Annotated in this window: 18 protein-coding genes; 6 read left to right on the top strand and 12 right to left on the bottom strand. The window is 55.8% G+C overall.

Going from position 1 to position 20,063, the window contains the following annotated elements:
• Positions 1 to 7 precede the first annotated feature (7 nt).
• The gene (locus AC6I8N_RS21400; RefSeq protein ID WP_497829548.1) at positions 8 to 991 is read left to right on the top strand and encodes an IS110 family RNA-guided transposase; all 984 of its coding nucleotides are present in this window, start codon (positions 8 to 10) and stop codon (positions 989 to 991) included.
• A 28-nt stretch (positions 992 to 1,019) separates the two neighbouring features.
• Here the strand turns inward: AC6I8N_RS21400 and AC6I8N_RS21395 are convergent, their stop codons facing one another.
• Positions 1,020 to 2,960 (bottom strand): methyl-accepting chemotaxis protein, encoded by a 1,941-nt coding sequence (locus AC6I8N_RS21395; RefSeq protein WP_497831097.1) that lies wholly within the window; start codon positions 2,958 to 2,960, stop codon positions 1,020 to 1,022.
• Between the two features lie 217 nt (positions 2,961 to 3,177).
• Between AC6I8N_RS21395 and yefM the strand changes: the two genes are divergently transcribed.
• Both yefM and AC6I8N_RS21385 read left to right on the top strand, forming a co-directional pair.
• Positions 3,178 to 3,429, top strand: a complete 252-nt coding sequence (yefM, locus tag AC6I8N_RS21390; RefSeq protein ID WP_208726458.1) for a YoeB-YefM toxin-antitoxin system antitoxin YefM — start codon at positions 3,178 to 3,180, stop codon at positions 3,427 to 3,429.
• Entirely contained in the window at positions 3,426 to 3,680 is a 255-nt protein-coding gene (locus AC6I8N_RS21385; RefSeq protein ID WP_208726456.1) for a Txe/YoeB family addiction module toxin, read from the top strand. The genes yefM and AC6I8N_RS21385 overlap by 4 nt, the downstream gene beginning before the upstream one ends.
• A 35-nt stretch (positions 3,681 to 3,715) precedes the next feature.
• Here the strand turns inward: AC6I8N_RS21385 and AC6I8N_RS21380 are convergent, their stop codons facing one another.
• From AC6I8N_RS21380 to AC6I8N_RS21355, 6 genes are read right to left on the bottom strand one after another with little or no spacing between them, the layout of a single operon-like run.
• On the bottom strand, positions 3,716 to 4,183 hold the full coding sequence (locus AC6I8N_RS21380; RefSeq protein ID WP_208726454.1) for a GlcG/HbpS family heme-binding protein: 468 nt from the start codon (positions 4,181 to 4,183) through the stop codon (positions 3,716 to 3,718).
• A gap of 45 nt (positions 4,184 to 4,228) precedes the next feature.
• Positions 4,229 to 5,623, bottom strand: a complete 1,395-nt coding sequence (locus AC6I8N_RS21375; protein ID WP_497831096.1) for a c-type cytochrome — start codon at positions 5,621 to 5,623, stop codon at positions 4,229 to 4,231.
• A gap of 3 nt (positions 5,624 to 5,626) precedes the next feature.
• On the bottom strand, positions 5,627 to 7,219 hold the full coding sequence (locus AC6I8N_RS21370) for a GMC family oxidoreductase (protein WP_497831095.1): 1,593 nt from the start codon (positions 7,217 to 7,219) through the stop codon (positions 5,627 to 5,629).
• A 24-nt stretch (positions 7,220 to 7,243) separates the two neighbouring features.
• Positions 7,244 to 7,900 (bottom strand): sugar dehydrogenase complex small subunit, encoded by a 657-nt coding sequence (locus AC6I8N_RS21365; protein ID WP_497831094.1) that lies wholly within the window; start codon positions 7,898 to 7,900, stop codon positions 7,244 to 7,246.
• Positions 7,901 to 7,915: 15 nt separating this feature from the next.
• Complete coding sequence (locus AC6I8N_RS21360; protein ID WP_497831093.1) at positions 7,916 to 8,392, bottom strand: GlcG/HbpS family heme-binding protein; 477 nt, start codon at positions 8,390 to 8,392, stop codon at positions 7,916 to 7,918.
• A 49-nt stretch (positions 8,393 to 8,441) separates the two neighbouring features.
• On the bottom strand, positions 8,442 to 8,840 hold the full coding sequence (locus tag AC6I8N_RS21355) for a DoxX family protein (protein WP_497831092.1): 399 nt from the start codon (positions 8,838 to 8,840) through the stop codon (positions 8,442 to 8,444).
• Between the two features lie 493 nt (positions 8,841 to 9,333).
• On the opposite strand from AC6I8N_RS21355, the gene AC6I8N_RS21350 reads away from it, so the two are divergent.
• The 3 genes from AC6I8N_RS21350 to AC6I8N_RS21340 all read left to right on the top strand — a co-directional run bounded on the left by AC6I8N_RS21350 (position 9,334) and on the right by AC6I8N_RS21340 (position 12,548).
• Complete coding sequence (locus AC6I8N_RS21350; RefSeq protein WP_497831091.1) at positions 9,334 to 10,311, top strand: hydroxyacid dehydrogenase; 978 nt, start codon at positions 9,334 to 9,336, stop codon at positions 10,309 to 10,311.
• A 3-nt stretch (positions 10,312 to 10,314) separates the two neighbouring features.
• Positions 10,315 to 11,007 carry an RraA family protein gene (locus tag AC6I8N_RS21345; RefSeq protein WP_497831090.1) on the top strand — a complete coding sequence of 231 codons (693 nt, stop codon included), beginning with the start codon at positions 10,315 to 10,317 and terminating at the stop codon, positions 11,005 to 11,007.
• A gap of 80 nt (positions 11,008 to 11,087) precedes the next feature.
• A complete protein-coding gene (locus tag AC6I8N_RS21340) occupies positions 11,088 to 12,548 on the top strand; it encodes an MFS transporter (RefSeq protein ID WP_497831089.1) in 1,461 nt (486 codons plus the stop codon).
• A gap of 340 nt (positions 12,549 to 12,888) precedes the next feature.
• Here the strand turns inward: AC6I8N_RS21340 and AC6I8N_RS21335 are convergent, their stop codons facing one another.
• The 5 genes from AC6I8N_RS21335 to AC6I8N_RS21315 all read right to left on the bottom strand — a co-directional run bounded on the left by AC6I8N_RS21335 (position 12,889) and on the right by AC6I8N_RS21315 (position 20,024).
• On the bottom strand, positions 12,889 to 14,856 hold the full coding sequence (locus tag AC6I8N_RS21335; protein WP_497831088.1) for an acyltransferase family protein: 1,968 nt from the start codon (positions 14,854 to 14,856) through the stop codon (positions 12,889 to 12,891).
• 253 nt (positions 14,857 to 15,109) lie between these two features.
• A complete protein-coding gene (locus AC6I8N_RS21330) occupies positions 15,110 to 16,822 on the bottom strand; it encodes an ABC transporter ATP-binding protein (protein ID WP_497831087.1) in 1,713 nt (570 codons plus the stop codon).
• A complete protein-coding gene (locus tag AC6I8N_RS21325; RefSeq protein ID WP_497831086.1) occupies positions 16,809 to 18,566 on the bottom strand; it encodes an ABC transporter ATP-binding protein in 1,758 nt (585 codons plus the stop codon). The genes AC6I8N_RS21330 and AC6I8N_RS21325 overlap by 14 nt, the downstream gene beginning before the upstream one ends.
• Positions 18,553 to 18,966: a hypothetical protein gene (locus tag AC6I8N_RS21320; protein WP_497831085.1), complete on the bottom strand. Its 414-nt coding sequence runs from the start codon at positions 18,964 to 18,966 to the stop codon at positions 18,553 to 18,555. Before AC6I8N_RS21320 ends, AC6I8N_RS21325 begins: the two co-directional genes overlap by 14 nt.
• 179 nt (positions 18,967 to 19,145) lie before the next feature.
• Positions 19,146 to 20,024: a helix-turn-helix domain-containing protein gene (locus tag AC6I8N_RS21315; protein WP_497831084.1), complete on the bottom strand. Its 879-nt coding sequence runs from the start codon at positions 20,022 to 20,024 to the stop codon at positions 19,146 to 19,148.
• Positions 20,025 to 20,063: the final 39 nt, after the last annotated feature.

Below are 20,063 nucleotides of genomic sequence, written 5' to 3'. Positions count from 1 at the left end.
CTGTCTTATGATTTATCTCGGTATTGATGTCAGTAAAAACAAACTCGACCTCTGCCTGTTGCCCGGCAACGGGAAAAAGAAAACCAAAACCCTCAAAAATCATCCCGACGCTGACCGGGAGATAAATGACTGGTTAATCAGGCAAAAATGCCATCCTGAACAGGTGATGGTGGTGCTCGAAGCGACCGGCATTTATCACGAAAACGTCGCCTTCGGTCTTCATGAAAATACTCCCGTCACGGTCTGCATCAGCAATCCTCAGCGGGTCAGGGAGTTCGCCCGTGGAATGGCTATCCTGACTAAAAACGACTCCGTTGATGCTTACGTCCTGGCCCGTTATGGCGAACTGAAACAGCCTGATGCCTGGGTGCCTCCCTCCCCGGAGGTCCGTAAACTTCGGGAGCTGACGCGTCTGCGGGACTCACTTCAGGCTGATGTCCAGCGGGCGGAGAACCGACTGGAAAAAGCCCATTCAACCCGCACAGCGCCTGAAATCATTGACTCGCTGGAGAGAACCCTGAAAGCCCACAGGGACGAGCTGAAGCGTATTGAAGCGCTCATCTCAGACCACACAGATAATCATCCGGGTCTGAAGGAAGACCGTGAGCTGCTGGAATCGATAAAAGGAATAGGCAGCGTGGTGGGCACGACAATGCTGTCGGTACTGCGCTCGTGTCCGTTCCGGAGTGCTTCACAGGTCGCTGCGTGGCTGGGTGTGGTACCGGTGGAAAAAACGTCCGGGAGCTCAGTCAGGGGGCGTGCGCGGATGTCAAAAACAGGCCCGGCAGACGTAAGGGCGAAACTGTATATGGCGGCGATCGTAGCGATCAGGTGGAATGCCCCGGCGAAGGCGCTGTACCAGAGGCTAATCGCGAAGGGCAAAGCCAGCAAGGCCGCGCTTGGAGCGGTGATGCGCAAGCTGGTTCATCAGTGCTTCGGGGTGCTGAAAACGCGGATAAAGTGGGATGAAAATTACGCAGCTACCGCTTGACGTCCAAGACGGTAGCTACGACTCCGCATCAGGCGAGATGAAAACGTCCAACGGTCTGCGCCAGTTGCGCAGCCTGATCTTCCAGCGAACTGGCGGCAGCCGACATCTGTTGCACCAGCGCGGCGTTCTGCTGGGTGGTGCCATCCATCTCATTGACCGCGATAGTGACCTGGCTGATCCCGCGCGCCTGCTCATCCGACGCGGTGACGATCTCGCCGATAATGGTGCGTACCGAATGTACTGCCTGAGTCATCTCCTGCATGGTTTTCCCGGCATCACGCACCAACTGCACACCGCTGTCGACACGCTGGCTGGACTCCTCAATCAACGCGGCAATCTCTTTCACCGCATTGGCGCTGCGCTGCGCCAGGTTACGCACTTCAGAAGCCACCACCGCAAATCCGCGCCCCTGCTCGCCGGCCCGCGCCGCTTCTACCGCGGCGTTCAGCGCCAGGATATTGGTCTGGAAAGCGATACTGTTAATGATGGCGGTGATGTCGCCAATCTTTTTCGCGCTATCGTCAATTTGCGCCATAGTCTGCACCACTTCACCGACCAGCGCCTCGCCACGGCTGGCAATGTGCGTCGCGTTGTCGGTCAGGGTGGTCGCCTGATGCGCATTGGCGGCGTTATGTTTCACCGTCGCGGTAATCTGCTCCATGCTGGCAGCGGTCTGCTCCAGGGCGGCAGCCTGTTGTTCCGTGCGTGACGCCAGATTCAGGTTACCACTGGCAATTTCACCTGCCCCCTGGCGCACCGAGGTGCTGGCATCCTGGATCTGGCCAACGATATCGCGCAACTGGTCCTGCATGGTATTCAGCGCATAGAACAGGCTGCTGGTATCGCGGTTTTTCACGGCAATCGCGTTGTCCAGTTTGCCATCCGCCACAGCCAGCGCGATGGTGGCGGCTTCCAGCGGCTCGCCGCCAATCGGTTTCAACACCTTGCGGCTAAACAGGATACCCAGCAAAGCGCTGACCAACAGGATGCTGATGACCATCAGCACGATGGCGTTGATCAATTGGCGATTGGCTGCCGCCATCACTTCACTGACCGGTGCCACCACACCGAGATACCATTTCTGATCGCTGTTGCCGATGACGATCGGCTGCCAGGTCATGAGGGCATTTTCACCGAGAATGGCGTCATGACCCTCACTGACGGCGCTGCTGAAGTGGTTGGTATTACCTTTCCACGCTTTGGTGGTCTGGCTTTTATCCGGGTAAGAAACCACATTCCCGGCGCTGGAGAGCAGCATGGCGTAGCCTGTGCCTTCCCAGGGTTTGATTTTATTCACCCGATCCTGCAATGACGCCAGCGAAATATCGGACGTCACCACGCCCCAGAGTTTGCCCTGGCTGACAATCGGTGCCGCAACTGAGGTGAGCAGCGTCGGCACGCCATTGTAGGCGTAGCTGTAAGGCTCAATCAGCGTGTCTTTCTGGCTTTTCTGCGGCAGCAAATAATAGTCACCCTGGCCCGGTGTAAAAATCGAGGTGAGCGGATGCATGGCGAAATTGCCGGACTGATCGCGGTCAACAAACCAGGCATAGCGGCCTTTCGGAGCCTGTCCTGCCTGGCTGGCAAACTCGGCATCACGCCCGTCAAAGGCGTTCTCTTCCATAATCACCGAAACAGAGAGATAGCTGGGATTGTCGCGCAACGTAGATTCCATCATCTTGTCGATGACTTTTCGATCCTGCACACCCGCGCCCGGCAGCGCAATGATGCTGTGCCCGAGGTTATGCGCCACATCACGCGCATAGCTGAGATCCTGCTGGATTTGCAGCGCCTGGCTCTGCGCTATCTGTTGCAGATAATTTTCGGCCAGGGATTTTTGTTCATGGCTGGATTGCCAGTTAAGCACACCAATGGTGACGGTAAAGCCAAGGGTAATGGTTAAGGCACCCGTCAGCAGCATTTGCGTGCGGGTACTCATCTTTTTCTTATCAGACAGTCGTTTGGCCATGCTGGCGCTCCTGGGGTCGACACTTTTTCGGTAAAAAGAACCACTCCCTGTGCTCTCACATTCCTTCAGGTAATCTATCGGCGCGTTGAGGGGGAACTTGATGGGTCAGCAGGTCTGATCAGTAAGTGAGCAACATGGTAGCAATGAAGTTAAAACACCGGTGGTTAAATTTACATCATCATTGTACAATGACTGGGTCAACTCGAAGGAATAAAACATGCGTACCATAACTTATAGTGAAGCCAGACAGCATCTTTCTGAAACGATGATGAAAACGGTAGAGGATCGTGCCCCCATTTTGATCACCCGACAGAATGGCGACGACTGTGTCTTGATGTCGTTGGAAGAATACAATTCATTGGAAGAAACAGCCTATCTTCTGCGTTCACCCGCCAATGCCAAACGATTGATGAACTCGATTGAGAGCTTGCGTAATGGGAACACCATTGAAAAGGATATTGATGAGTGAAATTAACATGGTCGCAGGAAGCGTGGGATGACTATCTCTACTGGCAGGATACAGACAAAAGAATGGTCAAAAAAATCAATGAACTCATCAAAGACGCCAAAAGAACGCCTTTTGAAGGTAAAGGAAAACCAGAACCCTTAAAGCATAATTTGGCAGGATTCTGGTCACGAAGAATCACGGAAGAACATCGTTTAGTCTATTCAGTGAACGAGGGAGCACTTTTAATTGCCGCCTGTCGTTATCACTACTGACGTTCAAGGCCAGGCATACGCCCGGCCCCGGCCATTTATTTAAAACTCTCACTCGCCGCTTTCGCGATGGCGATTTCATTCGGGTTAGCCGAACCGCTCACGCCCACCGCACCCAGCGTGTTACCGCGCCACTCCACCGGTGAGCCGCCGCCCAGCGGGATCACGCCCGGCAGTGTGGCAATAGCGGGTTCTTTACCGTTGGCACGATCCATATATTTGTCGGTCGGGGTGCGATACAGCGCCGCAGCGCGTCCTTTCAGGATTGACGAATCGATACAACCAACCGGCGCATTGTCCATACGCTGAAACGCCAGCAATTCCCCGGATTGATCCAGTACCGCGATGCAGACGTTGGCATTCAGTGCGTGCGCTTTTTCCTGCGCAGCTGCAATCAGCTTCTGTGCATCCGCCTGCGTCAGGATGGTTTGGGTGGTGACAGCCTGGGCACCCGCTGCGCTAAACAGGGCAGCACTCAGCAGCGCCAGAGACAGGATCTTTTTCATTTCAATCACTCCATAATAAGGGAGCCAGATCGCGGCTCCCGGAAGTTAACCGCGTCGACGACGCAGGATATAAACTAACCACAGCAGTACCACCAGCGCGATAACAGCGCCAGCAATAGTTAGAGGTTGCGCATAGCGAATCAGCCAGCTGCCACTTTCCCCGTGCAACGTTTGCCGCACGTCATCACCAGAAATGGTGTGTTGCGGGTTACCAAAGCTGGTGGAGACATAATTCGCCACCTTTGCCAGTTGTGCCTGACTGAACTGGGTGCGGAACTCCGGCATAAAGGCGTGACCTGCCGGGGTTTGACGGTCCACCCCTTCGGCGATAGTCATGATCAGGTTGGCCGGATCACTGGAGAGCACCGCAGAGGAACCCACCAGTGACGGGTAAAAACGCTGTTGATCATGAGTACCGCGCCCATCACTGGCGTGGCAGGTGGCGCAGGCACCGTTATACAACTGCGCACCGCTCATGGCATCCGCCGAAACGTAATCGTTGATGTCGCCTTTCATCCCGGTTTCGATTGCCGACAGCGGCGTGCTGGCGGGCGCCGCGGCAGGGGCTTTGCGATCGCTTCCGCCAATCGCGGGCACCTGTTTCAGGTAGCGGGCAATGGCCTGGAGATCGCTGTCATCGAGTTTTGAGAAAGAATTCTGCACCGCCGTCCCCATCTCGCCCGCGGCAATCGCTTTGCCATGCAGCGCGCCGGTACGCAGGTAGGTTTCAATCTCCGCTTCGCTCCAGTCGCCAATCCCGGCCTGTGCATCTGGCGTGATATTCGGCGCACTCCAGCTACCCACCTTCCCACCGGACAGGAAACGATCGCCCTGCTCCGCCATCATGCTGTTGCGCGGCGTATGGCAGGTGGAACAGTGCGCCAGAGTCCGTACCAGATACTCGCCGCGTTCGGCGCTACCTGGTGCGGCCGTACTCCCCGGCACCGCGCTTTTATCGAGGAACATCAGGTTCCACATCGCCATCACCGGACGGAAAGAGAACGGGAATGGCAGATGGGTTTCCGGTGCCGGATGGTCATCCGCGGGCACGCCCAACATCAGGTACGAGTACAGCGCATGGATGTCATTATCTGACATGCCAGCAAACGCGGTGTACGGCATCGCCGGATAAAGATAATGATTACCCGGCGCTTTCCCTTCACGCATCACTGCGGTGAAATCCGCCAGGCTATAACCACCAATCCCGGCGCTTTTCGATGGCGTGATGTTCGAGCCGTAAATCATCCCCATCGGTGACTGAATGGCGTAACCACCAGAAAAAGGTTGACCGCTCTCCGGGTTGCGATGGCAGGCGGAGCAGTCTCCGGCAATCGCCAGATATTCGCCGCGTTTGACCAGATCCGGTGAGGCGTCCTGCGCCAGACTCAGGCTGCTGACCAGCAGCAGGCTGGTGAGGCTGAACAACTGATGTAAGCGCATCGTTCAAACCTCCCTGGCAATGGTCGCCGCCATGCGGATCGCCAGTGCGATGCCGGTCAGCGTCGGGTTAACGGTCGCCGACGTCGGCATCACGCCGGTGGTGGCGAGGAACAAGTTGGGGTGATCCCAGCTACGACAATCGGCGTCAACCACCGAGTCCTTGCGGTTATCGCCCATAATGGTGGTGCCCATAATGTGGTACTGGTTACGCCAACCGGTCGGCGCTTCAATCACTTCACCGTTAAACGCCTGCAAAAAGTTGGCAAAATCCTTGTATGCCTGCGGTCGCATGCCACGTACATAACTGTCGAGGTGATAATTGACCTTCAGCATTGGCAGACCAATCGAATCTTTGCGATCGTAATTAGGCACCACACGGTTGGTCGGGCTGGGTAGCGTTTCACTCATGGTGCTGATGTTCATAATGCGTGAAGCGCGATCGCGGATTGCGTCATCCAACGCCTGGCCCATCATACCCTGCTTCAACAGCGGCACCGTGACATCGACGTTGGGCACCAGATTACGCAGTGAGTAACGAATGGCAGAATGCTGCGCGCGACTCGCTTCATCGCGGCGATTGGCGATAGTGCCGTGCTGCACCGAACCACGGCCGGTCCACAGTGGTTCATCGGCGAGGAAGGTCAGACTCAACCCGGTGTGATCCATCAGGTTGCGGCCCACCTGATCCGAACTGTTGGCAACATCGTTCATCAACAGCAGCTTCGGCGTTTCCAGCCCGTGGGCGGCAACGATAAACACCTTGGCGGTCAACCGGCTATCCTTGCCATCCGGCTTACGCCAGGTCAATGCGACAATTTTATTGCCTGCGCCCTTCTCCAGCTTCCAGGCCACCGCTTCGGTGATCAGTTTGACGCCCAGCGCCACCGCTTTGTCCACATGCATATCGCCGGAATACATAGCACCAATCGGGCAGATCGGTTCGCAGTTGTTATTACCGGCGCAAGCCGGACGACCATCATAGGGACGAGAGACACGGGCGTGCGGTTCATGCACCACCTGGTAGCCCATCGGCCCCAGTTTGGCCTGCATGCGCTGCACCATATACGGTTTTGCCTCGGGCGGCAGCGGATACTCCGCTGAACGTGGTGGATAATGACCGCGTCCCTGGCCGCTCTGATCCTCTTCGCCGGTACCGACCACACCAATTTCACGTTCGGCTTGCAGATACCAGGGTTCCAGCTCGCTGTATTCAAACGGCCAGTCACGACCCACGCCGTAAACGCTTTTTAGTTTGAAATCATTGGGTAACAAACGCCAGCAGGCAGAGGCCCAGTGGCGGGTACTGCCTCCGGCGACGCGCAGGTAGCTGGTGACATACTCGAAATCATCATCCCCTTTGGCATCGATATAACCTTCGGTGTAGGAGTTGGGCGCCCACGGCAGATTGGGATACGGTGCGCACCAGTTCCGCTTGCTGGCGCCGTTGCGGTAATTCTCCACCACTTTCCAGCGCGGGATATAGGGTCCGGCTTCCAGCATAATCACCGACTTACCGGCTTTCGCCAATTGGTAAGCGGCATTGGCGCCGAGGGCGCCCGAGCCGATGATCACCACATCAGCATCAAATTCGCTCATTTTGTCTTCCTGCTCACGTTCTTGTTATGTGTTGTTGTGCTGCGCCAGTAACGCCTCGGCTTCCACGAGGGTCTTTGCTTTGCCCTGAATCATCAGCAGCCAGGGGGCTTCCGGTTCTTTGATGGTGCTGGCGGCCAGCGGCGAGCGATCGCCCCAGGCACGAATTTCCGCAGGCATGGTCGGTGCGGTAACGCCCGGCGGGACTTCAGCCCAGTAATCTCCCCCGGCGCGCGCATAAGTAGGACGAATAGTGTGATCCTTCGTCGGTTCATACATTAACGCCGACAGGAAGGTCACAAAGTGCGCGTCATCCACCGCTTTGGTGGTGGAAGGATGGCCGGTGTAGCCGAGATACCACGGCGAAATAATCATCAGCGCGGTTTTCACTTCGTCGTCGCTTAATTGGGCAACGATCTGCTCACGGTCTTCGCTGTGCAGCGCATTCAGATGCGCCATCAGGCTGGCGAGTTGCGCGGGAAACGTGCTGTCCTGTTGGCACAACAGCGTCCACAGGCGTTCGGTAATCCCGATATCCAGGCCGCGACGTCCGGTCAGCAGTTCACTGGCGCGCAGCAGCAGCGCCACGCTGCTGTCTGTCGGAGCGGCCAGCAGTGGCTGCATGGGTATGGCAACAATCACCGGCGTCGCCATCATCAGTTTTAAAAAGTGTCGTCTTTCCATCGTCAGTTTCTCGCGCTAGCCCGCACTCAGGGCCGACAACGCCCCTTTGGCCGCTTCAGCATCAACGTTACCATCCGGGGTACTGACGCCAATCGCGCCAACCACCACGCCATTCAGTTTGACCGGCTCACCGCCAGGCAACGGCACCACCGCCGGGTTACCCAGCATTCCGATATTTCCAGCGGCGATCTTCTGCTGGAAACTGGCAGTAGGCACACCAAATGCGGCAGCGGAATGGGCTTTCTTCGGTGCCAGTTCGCTGTTTGCCAGGGTTGCGCCATCAAGACGGTCAAAGCTGATCAACTGACCAAAGGGATCAACCACCGCCACCACGCCGCCAATCTGGTGGCTGCGGATGATTTGTTCGGCTTTGTTCACCAGCGCCTGAGCCTGCTGGTGGGTAAGTACGGATACCTGGTTAACCGGTTGGGTAGCCTGCGCAGCGGCACAGAACAACCCGGTACACAGCAGTGCGCCTGGAATCAGTTTCATGGTGTAGTCCTGAATTAAATGGGTTAGAGGGATTAACTATTTAGCGTACTCAGCGACGTGCGAGACGGCGTTGAATCAGATGATCGAGGCTCCATTTGCCGCCACCATGCAGACACAACAGCAAGAACGCGGCTGCACAGGAGATGTTTTTCAGCCACACCATCAGGTGCGCATGACTGTAGCCCTGATAGAACAGAAAACCGGCGACCACCGAGAAAACCGCCATAAAAATGGCGGTGAAACGGGTGAGGAAACCAAGGGCGATCGCCGCGCCACCGCCCACTTCCAGCAGGATCACCAACGGCAGGAAGAAACCCGGCACATGGTTGTCGGCCATCAGTTGCAGGTTTTCACTGTAGTGCGAAATCTTGTCCAGACCGGAGGTAAAAAACAGCCCCACGGTCATCACCCGGACGAGGACAGAAACGAAATCTTTGGACTGATTCATGATGTAACCATTCTGATATGTAGTTGTTAACGAACCAGACAGTACATTTTAAATCTTTACTAACTTTTACCAATTTGTGCGGCTGAAAAATCTGCTGTTTTTTTGCGCGAGCGCGCGGGTGGCACAATTTTGCCCACGGGGAAGTAAGAAATTGTTTCTTTTGTTACAGATGCTTGAGGGCAGAGTTTGAAGCCGATCACACTATGAACTCAGGGTTAAGGTTGAGGGTATGCGGGTGTGTAACAGCGTCATCAGAAGCGTTGGTGCGCGATCATCCAGCAAAAATGGTTATCCACTGTGCCTCTGCCGGTGTCACCAAAAAGTGAACAAGTTGTTAACGCAGTATGGCGACGCGTTTGCCGGGTTTTTACCCAAAGCCCGGAGCAGAAAAAGTGGCATAAATTCCTGTCAGGAATGAATTGATAACTAACACAGAATATTTTTTATCGGTTTCCGATGCCAGGATGACGCTAAACCCTATCGGAGAACCATCATGACTTACCGCTTTCTCGTGACCACCACGAGCCTCGGCCAGGGAGGCCGTACGTTACTCGCTGACGCAAAATGCGCCGTGGATTACCTGGATAACGCCAACGATGCGGCGGAAGTTGAACGCCGCATGAGCAGCGTGCCCTATGACGCGGTGATTTCGCGTACCGTTGAGCTGAGCGCCAAAGCGATAGCCGCCTGTCCGACGCTGAAAATCATCTGCAAACATGGTGTTGGTGTCACCAATATCGATGTCGATGCTGCTACGCAGCACGGCATTCCGGTACTCACCACGCCAGCCACCAATGCGCAATCCGTGGCTGAACTGACGCTGGCGTTGATGCTCAACTGCGCGCGCCGCCTGCCGTTTTTCCAGCAGGAGGTGGCCGCCGGACGCTGGACGCGCAGCGGTGATGGTGAAGAGTTGCAGGGCAAAACCCTCGGCCTGGTGGGCTTTGGTGAAATTGGTCGTCGGGTCGCCCGTGTGGCTCGCGCCGTGGGGATGAATGTGGCTTTTTTCGATCCGGCCCTTGCCGCCGACGCAGATCTGGCAGACGCGCAGCGCTGTACATCGCTGGATCAACTGCTGCCGCTGGCGGATGTACTGAGCCTGCACTGTCCGGTGACACCGAAAACCCGCCAGATGATCAATGCACATTCGCTCGCCCTGTTGCCATCAGGCGCAATCCTGATTAACACCGCGCGCGGCGAGTTGGTGGATGAAGCGGCGTTGGCAAGCGCACTACAAAACGGACAACTGCGGGCCGCCGCACTGGATACCGTAGCGGAGGAGCCACTGGCTGCCGATCATCCGTTCCGTACCCTCCCGAATCTGATTATCACCCCACACATCGGCGGATCGACCCCACAAGCGCTGGACGCGGTGGCGCAAAGCGCAGCACGTCAGTGTCTGGCCTGGCTCGATAATCAACACATTTACCTTCCCGCCTGCGTGAATCCGCAGGTGCTTAACCGGAGTTAACTTATGACGATGCGAAGTGACTGGCCGATTGGCTATTTTATTGGCGAACGCGGCCCACAGATTGATGACGCGACACTGGCGGCATTCCGCCAACTGCCGGTCCCCAATATTGGCGACTCGATGGGCCGTAGCGTTGGCGCGCTGGGCCTGACGGCCTATCACAACGATCCGCAACTGGTGCTGTGTGGCCCGGCCTTGACGGTGAAGGTACGTCCGGGCGATAACCTGATGATCCACAAAGCGATCGAGCTGGCTCAGCCCGGTGATGTGATTGTGGTGGATGGATCCGGCGATCTTACTCAGGCACTGATTGGCGGCCTGATGCGCACCTCAGCGGTGGCGAAGAAAATCGCCGGTTTTGTCATTGATGGTGCGGTGCGCGACCTCAACGAATGGGCCGAAGGTGGCGTAGCCGTATGGGCGCGCGGTAATACCCTGCGTGGTCCCTCTAAAGACGGTCCGGGTGAAGTCAACACCACGGTGCACTGCGCCGGTCTGGTGGTATCACCTGGCGACTTGATCGTAGCTGATGCCGATGGCGTGATTGCCATCCCGCATGACGAGCTGAGCGTGCTGCTGCCGCGCGTGCAACAACATGCGCAGCGTGAAGAGAAGATCCGCGCCAGCAATATGACAGGGACCAACGATCCTGAGCGCTTTAACGCGATCTTACGCGCCAAAGGTTGCCCGTTATAACGTCCTGATTGACCGATCGCGGCGCGATAAACCGCGCCGCTACACCTGCACGAACATTATAAAAACTGGAGTACCCTACCGTGCTTAAGAAAATTTCACTGAGCGAGTCGTTACCGCCGCCGATCACCTGGCGTGATAACTTCACACCAGAAGAAGGGAAAGCCTTTGGCGCGCAGCTCTCCGCGCGACTGGAGCGGTTACCTGCCGCACGTCCGTTATGGCTGATCATTTTCGCACTGGCGCTGGGTGGCTGGTTTGAAGTCTATGATGTGTTTCTCACCGCTTATGTCGGACCGGGTATGGTGCGTGAAGGGATCTTCACCCACGGCAGCCATAACTTTTTCGATCCCAGCAGTCTTGGTGCCTTTGTGGCCGCAATGTTCCTCGGCGTGTTTCTCGGTACCCTGTTGATTGCCAACCTTGCCGATCGCATGGGTCGACGTAAGGTATTTATTATCGCGCTGCTGGTGTACGCCATTGCCAGCGGCATTATGGCGTTTCAGCATCATCCTTATGCCATCGTGTTCTGGCGCATTGTCTCCGGGATTGGTGTCGGTGCGGAGCTGGTCACTATCGATGCATACGTTTCGGAGTTTATTCCTGCCCGTCTGCGTGGCCGCTCCTACGCCTTTGTCCAGGCGATTCAATACACCTCGATTCCCACCATCGCCTTTTTATCCTGGCAACTGGTGCCGCTGGCGCCATTCGGCCTGACCGGCTGGCGCTGGGTGGTGTTGTTTGGCTGCATCGGCGCGGTGGTGGTCTGGCTGATCCGTATGGGCCTGCCGGAAAGCCCACGCTGGCTGGTCGAACAGGGGCGCTACAAGGAAGCGGAAGATATTGTGCGACGTCTGGAAGCGCGCGTGGCGAAATCCACCGGCGCGGTTCTGCCGCCAGTGGAGATGGCAGAGTTGAAAGCGGTAGAGCACGTCCCGGCCATTAAAAATGAGATGTGGCGTCCTCCTTACCGTCGCCGCACCATCATGCTGCTGGTGTTTAACTTCTTCCAGTCGATTGGCTACTACGGGTTTGCCAGTTGGATCCCTACGCTGCTGGCGGCGAAAGGCGTAACCTTTACCCACAGCCTGATGTACTCGTTCCTGATTGCCTTCGCCAGCCCACTGGGGCCGCTGCTGGCAATGACCTTCGCCGATCGCATCGAACGTAAATGGCTGGTGAGCGGTTCAGCGCTGGCGATTGCGCTGGTTGGCACCGTGTTCTCATGGCAGTCGCAGCCGGTAATGTTGGTGACCCTTGGCTTGTTGCTGTCGCTCGCCAGTACCTGCATGACTTTCTCCTATCGCGCCTATCAGGCCGAGCTGTTTCCGACGCGTTTTCGTGCCAAAGCCATTGGTATGGTTTATTCAGTCAGCCGGATCAGCGGCATGTTGTCGGGCTTTACTATCGCCTGGGTACTGCATGAGATGGGGGTGGGTTCGGTGTTTATGGTGATCTCGATTGCGATGGCGATCGTGGTGTTTACCATTGGCGTTTTCGGCCCACGTACCCTCAATCGCCGCCTGGAGGAGATCAACACCTGACACGGCGTGGTGGCAAAAGCTGCGCAAATTGTCTGATTTGATCGCAATTAAAACATCAAGGGGATACTTGCATCCCCTTTTTTGATCCAGCGCAATAACCTCCCCCGCGTCTCCTGTCAGCTTATTCCTCACAGGGTCTTCACACCCACATAACAAGAGGATACGAAGATGACAACTAAAGTGACTTTGGCAGGCGTGTTAGTGGTATGGCTGGTCTATGTCGCGTGGATGGTGCATTACTACGCGGGCACCTTTTCGTTGTTTACGCATTGATGACAGCGATAACGCACTCGGTAGCGGCGCGATTTATCGCGCCTTTCCCGGCAAATTTATTATCTGATTAAAACTGCGCGGTAAATCGACCTGCTACATCTCCAACCTCGGTCAATTGCGGTGACGATTTCGCAGTGGACTCACCATTAATTCTCCGCCACATCCCGGCAAAAATCTCCCCGAGCATTTTGTTGCCAAACTCCGACAGATGATTGCTATCACGGTACAACGGCACCTCACCACGCGCGCCATAACAGAAATGGTTATCACACAGCGCCTGCGTGGCATCGAGTAACGTGACATTGGGGGTCTCCGCCACCACCTGATGCAACATCCTCAACGCATCCTGATTACGCGCCAGATATTCCTCACGCGGTAACTGGATAGCGAAAGGTTTTCCGCGCATCGCATCGCGTGTCATGCGGTAAATAACGTCGTAATCAAATTCCGGTACCGGCGTCATGATAAATACTTTTCGATGCGTAGCCAGTTTCTTCACTGCTCGGGTGAAATGTTTCTGGAAACTTGTCAGTGAACTGACTTCATTGGCGAATGTATATTGTGGGATATCATCGCTGCTGCCATTTTCACCATGTAAATACAGTGAAAAGCGATTGATGATCAACACCGAGGCCTGGGGATATTTCTCTTCAATGGTGGTGAGGGCATTTTTAACAAAATCCCCGCAATCAGGTCGTCCCGGTCGGTTAATATCCGGCACCGTCGGACAACCCGACTGCGCGATAAATACCACCGCATCAGAAGCTGCATTACCGCTGGCGACCACCGAAGATAAAAGCGCATTAGCATGGCTGTCGCCCAACACCACCAGATTAACTTCATTGCCCTCGCCGAAAGTACATTGCGGAGACTGCTTGCTGTTCACCACCAGACACCCGCGCGCAGCGGTAAAACGTTGTTTTGCGTATTGACTAATCTGGCTAACGCTCTGCGGCGCGCGGGCTGGAAATCCCTGTTGTGCGACGATTAACAGGGCCGCCAGCAGCACCAGCGCCGCATTCCCCAAAGCCACTGATGTTGTTGCACTCAGAAAACCCGCTTTATTCTCAACCAGCGCCCAGGATAATCCCCCCAACAACAACGACAAGGTAATTAACACGGCCTGGCTGACCGGTGTAACCGGCAAATCCGCCAGATGCCAGAACACCCACAGCGGCCAATGCCACAAATAAATGGAATAGGATGCTTTGCCAATCGGCTGTACCACGCGGTTATTGAGCAACGGACTATCGTTCGCTGTAACGTGAATAATTAACGCGGTCAGCACTACCGGGATGAGAGTCATCACGCCAGGCCATGTGGTTCCTGCATCAATCCACATCGCGCTGGCAATTAACCCCAACAGCGCAGGCAATATCACCCAACGCTGCCCGGTCAGCCGACTGTTGGGTGCCAGATATACCATCCCCCCCGCCAGCATCTCCCATGCGCGGGTTGGCAACATAAAGTACGCCAGGGTGTCATGCAAATGCGTCACCACCAGCGCCAGGGTAAATGACAGCAACGCACCAATTGCCATCACCCAGCCAAACTGACGCCGCAGATAACGGGCGGTAAACATCAGCGCCAGCGGTAGCAGCAGATAGAACTGCCACTCTACGCTTAACGACCAGGTATGTAGCAGCCATTTATACATCGAACCGGCATCAAAATATCCGGCTTCTTTAAAATAAACGAGGTTAGAAATAAAGCTCAGGCTGGCGGCAATATGCCCGGAGAGGGTTTTATATTCATCGGGCGGGATCAGGAAATAACCCACCATCAGCAAGATGGCGCACATCGCCATCAGCGGAGGAATAATACGGCGACAACGGGATGCATAAAAACCTGACAGCGAAAACCTTTGCTGTTGCAGACGCGAAAGAATAATTCCCGTCATCAAATAACCGGAAATGACAAAGAAGATATCCACGCCAAGAAATCCCCCGCTGATACCACTGACACCAACGTGATACAGCAGCACCAGGATCACGGCGTAAGCACGCAGGCCATTAATATCAGCACGGAAATTCATACGGAATCGTCCATACAATTTGTGTATTTTAAAATCGTAAATTTGCCACCGATGCGAAGCAAGAGAGTTATTTCATTTTGTTACCGTGGGTTTATTTTTGCCGGAACTGAATTCCTGAGTTTTATCTAAAGATTTCATCAGCAAAACCAGATGGCGATGGATAATACGGTGCGGCGGTGATTTTTTTCGCATCATGAGTTGTGAAGTGATAATCGGAAAAGGCCGCAATGTTCCCCATCGCGGCCCTGATACTCTATCGCCCCTCCTGCGCCAGCCACAGGCTACGATATAACCCTTGCTGCTGAACCAGCGTTTGATGCGTGCCGCGCTGCACGATGCGTCCCTGCTCCATGACCAGAATTTGATCGGCAAATTCAACTGTCCGCAGTCGGTGTGCCACCATTACCACGGTTTTATCTTGTGCCAGACGCGTCAATGCCTGTTGCACCTGCACCTGCGACAGCGGATCGAGCAAGGCGGTAGCTTCGTCCAGCACGATAATCGGCGGATCTTTCAGCATCATCCGCGCAATCGACAACCGTTGCCGTTCGCCACCCGAAAGTCGCTGCGCCCCCTCTCCTAACTGCGTGTGATAACCTTGTGGCAGTGAGTTGATAAACGCCTCACAGCTGGCCGCCCGACAGGCCGCCATCACCGCCTCATCACTGGCGTCTGGCCGACCAATGCGAACATTGTCCAGCACACTGCCATCAAACAATTGCACATCCTGAAACACATAACCGATGCGGCTATAGATCTGTTCACTGCCGAGCTGAGCCAGCGGTACACCGCCAAGCATGATCCCCCCCTGTTGTACCGGCCAGAAACCGCCCAACAGGTGTAACAGGGTACTTTTACCGCTGCCCGATGTCCCCACTAAGGCGGTGACACTGCCTTCCGGCACCTGAAAATTAATATCATGCACCACATCGCGCTCATGATAGCCAAAGCTGACATGTTCAAAGCCGATGTCATTGAACGCAGTTAACGCCCGTTCGCCCTGCTCCGGCATGCCGGGTTGCGCCAGCAGAGTATCGATGCGCTGCGCCGATTGCTGCATCACCCGTAGCAACGTGAAATAGGCGGCGGCATCGAGCAGCGGGTCGATCACTTTCACCGCCACCAGTACAAACAGCAGCCAGGTGAGGGTGTCGATCTCATGCAAACGAAACAACCAGGCGGCACACAGGAACAACACCACTAACCCGCATTCCGCCATGAAACGAAACAGCTGCACACTGCCGCCGCCCCAGGCTTCAATGCCCATGCTGGCGCGACGGATGGCGGCAAAGGTTTCATCCAGTTGCTGCAACATCGGGCTGGTGCGATTGAACAGACGCAATGTTCTGATGCCACTGATAAACTCCAGCAGTAAACCGGAAGCCCGCACAAACCGGGCCCCCTGCTGCTGTGTACCCCGCAACAGATAACGCCCCATCCACCACAACAGCAACGCCCCAACGGGCAACGGCAAAAGCAACGCCAGCGTTAAACGCGCGTCAACCCAGGCCAGCGCCAGCAAAAACAGCAGCGCCGTCGCCAGTCCGGTGATCACCTCTGGCAGCAGATGCGAAAATATCTCTTCCACGCGCCGCATCGCATCAGTCAGCAACGTGCTGGTTTCACCCAGCCGGTGTTGTTGAAAATATCCTAATGGCAGATGGCGTAAATGGTCCGTTGTTTGCTCACGAACGTCGTTCATGAGCTGATAACTGCCGAGAAAACAGCGTAACTGGCCGATATGTGAAAAAATCAACTGCCCTGCCAGACACAGTAGCAATGCCGCCCCCAGTTGGGTCCAAAACCAGGACGTCAACGGTGACGTTGTCACCTGTTTCAGCGCCCACCAGGCGATAAAGAACGGCAGCACCATGCAAAGTTGTGCCAGAAAACGGCATAGCATGCCGCTCACTACCTGATGACGTCCCGCAGAAGGCTGACTTAACACCCGTTTAATTAGTGACATCTTTCACCTCCTGTGCACGAATATGCCAGTGCGCCAGTGCAAACTGGCTCTGCCACAGAGTCTGATAACGGGCATTACTGGCGAGGAGCACATCATGACGCCCCTGCGCCACTATCGTTCCCTTGTCCATCAACACCAGGCAGTCGGCGGACTGCACGGCATACAAGCGGTGAGCAATGCTGATCACCGTGGTAGCGGGACGCGCCAGACGCAACGCTCGGTAAAACGCTGTTTCCGTCAACGCATCGGCAAAGGCGGTGGCTTCATCGAGAATTAAAATGGGTGTATTGGCGACCAGCGCTCTGGCAATCGCAATACGCTGACGTTCACCGCCAGAGAGTGTCAGCCCACGTTCACCCACCGGGCTTTGCAACCCTAGCGGCAATGTGCGCACCCAGGTTTCCGCCTGCGCCAACGCAAGGGCCTGCCAGAGTTCAGCCTCACTGGCGTCGAGATTGCCGAGTCGCAGATTGTCAGCCAGCGTCCCTTGCAGCAGGAACACCTCCTGCGACACCAGCGCCAGATAACGGGCGCGCGTCGCATCGTCCAGGTGTTGCACGTCGCAATCGCCAAGGGTTACCTGCCCTGCGTGGCTGGGCAACATGCCAGCCAATAGCCAGGCCAGGGTTGACTTACCCGCGCCGGACGGACCGATCAGGGCGTAGAAGCGACCAGCGGCAATTTGCAATGACACCTTGTTGATGACAGGCGCTTCGCCATAGCCAAAACTCACCTCAGTTGCCTCAAGGGCGGTGGAGGTAGGGATGGATGAGGTCCTCAGTGCTGAGGGTGTCTGTAGCAGTGGCATAATACGTGCCGTACCGGCAAAAATTTCCCGCAGCATTGAGCTCAAAAAAGTCACGCGTAACAGCGGTTTAAGCAAGCCGCTACCCAGAATTAAGCTCAACAGTAGGGTCGCGGGCGTTAACCCGTCATGTGCCACTCGCCAGATGCCAATCGGCAGCAGGATAAACAGGTTGGCATTGAGGATCACCACAAACACCGACCAGGCGGGCACGGCATGGCGGGTAAATTGCGTGACCAGTTGCTGATACGCCGTCAACCGCTGGTGCAACAGGCGAAACGCACGCGCCGATTGCTGATACGCCTTCATTACCGGTATGCCGCGCACATACTCCACCAGTGCACTATCGAGTTCGCCGGAGGCGCGATGATACTGTGCCGTGCGCTCCGCCATGCCGCGTGAAAACCATTTTTGCGCCAGCAAGGCCAGTGGCACGGTTGCCAGCGCCGCGAGCGCCATTGGCCAGTCAAGCCAGAACAAAAACAACGCGGCGATCAATGGACTGAGCAGCGCCGCGACAATATCCACGCAGTGGTGGGCGATAAAGTGCTCCACGCGTTCAACATCGTTGAGGATGATATTGCGCAATGACGCGCTGCTGTAGGGATTGAGTTGCAATATTGGCATGCGCGCCAACGCCTGAGCCAACCGCAATCGGGTGCGATACAGCACGCGAAATGCCGTCAGATGGCTAAAGTAACCTGCCAGTGTCAGCAACGCGTATTTTGCCAGCAGCGCCAGCAACAGCCAGAGCGCCAGCCACATCAGCATTACGCCAGGATCGGCAACCACGGCGGCTTGCCACAGCAGCGCGTAAGGGATCAACTCCAGCACCACGGCGATTGCCGCCAGGCACAACGCCAGCAAAAACGTGCGACTTTCACCCTGTAGCAGGCTCAACGTATCGCGTAATGGTGAACGGGATTCAGCGCGCGCCATGCTGGCCTCCTGACAGCCAGCGTTGTGCCTGACTTTCGGCTTCCTGCGCGCTGGCAACCACCTGATAGGGATAAGGGATGGTGCTGCTGGTCAGGTAACGCAGGGCTTTGCGCCACAGTGAACGTCGTTTGGCGTCATCCGGTTCAACCCGCACCGCGCCAAGGCAATAACGTTGCTGGGCCGATCGCGTGCGTTTACCCCAGGCTTTGTACTGACGAAAGAACGCCGCAGAATCACTGGGCAACTCCACCCCACTGAAAATCAACACAAAAGGTTGCTGGCGATCCAGTATGGCCTGAAGCGCGGCAATGTGGTGGTGAGCATCCTCAGCGCTCACCCGTTCGGGCATCACGTAGTACACCAATGGCCAACGACTGCTATCAATCACTGATTCCACCATAGGGTTCTCCTTGTCAGTTCAAACCGAAGTTCGGGGGATAATTTCTTCCTGTCTTGTCACCTGCAAACGGCAAATTGATGCGAATAATAATCATTATAATTCGCATCGCAAGTGAAAATTTCAGGCTGAAATCGCCACAACTGCACAGAAAACACACAATGAAGGGGGTGAAAAAGTGCTCAGGATGCGCTGATTTGACGTCGATAGCGGCCCGGAGACTGCCCATATTGGCGCTGAAAATAACGGCTTAAGTGGCTGGCGTGGGAGAAGCCACAGCGAGTAGCGATATCATCCAGCGTCAGCATGGTTTGACTCAGCAGCAACTGCGCTTGTTGCAGACGACATTCGATAACAAAATTCCATGGCGTGATGGTAAACATGGCGCGGAAACCGCGCTTGAAGGCCAGTTGGCTCATCCCGGCGGCGCGCGCCACCTCCTCGAGCGTCAAGTCCCGGCAGGCATGCTGCTGCATGTAATCACGAGCGCGAATCAGCCGTTGACGATCGCGTCCCATTAGCAGCGCGCCGCCCGTACGGCAATCCTCCCCTTGCTGTACCTGCACAATGCCGTGCCACAGCAGTGACAGCAGCAAACTCTCCAATTGCAACTGACCGAAGGCGCTTTGGTCACGACAGGCCACGTCGATCTGCTGCTGCAACGCCCCCAGAGTGTCGTTCAGGGGCGCACGCCAGACTTGCCCCTGCACACCGCCGCTATCCAGACCCGCGCAGTCAAGCGCATCACACCAGCCAACCGGATAGTTAACTATAAACAAATCATAGAGATAGTGACGCGGAAAGAAGTCTTCACCCTGGCAGGGAAAACGCGAACTGGAAAGCAGTAATGACCCTGGCTGGAAGGGCTGGATCTGCCCCGGTTGCAGGGAAAAATGGCCACTCCCTTCACGCATGATCACAAGCGACAGATGGGCGGCACTGGTACCACTGAGGCGCAAATCCTGTTGCAAAGTGGTGTAAACCCGCGTGAGCCGAAGATTGCCAGCGAGAAAGTGGCTAATCCCCGGTTGCAGCAGCGCGTCCTTGTGCGATTGATTCACCCCAAACTCCTTAATGATAATGATTTCTATTTAACTTTA

Source organism: Pantoea sp. X-Soil-TKNS-1279 (genome assembly GCF_059730565.1).
The sequence above is the reverse complement of the archived record's forward strand: the minus strand, read 5'-3'. Positions and strand labels throughout refer to the sequence as shown.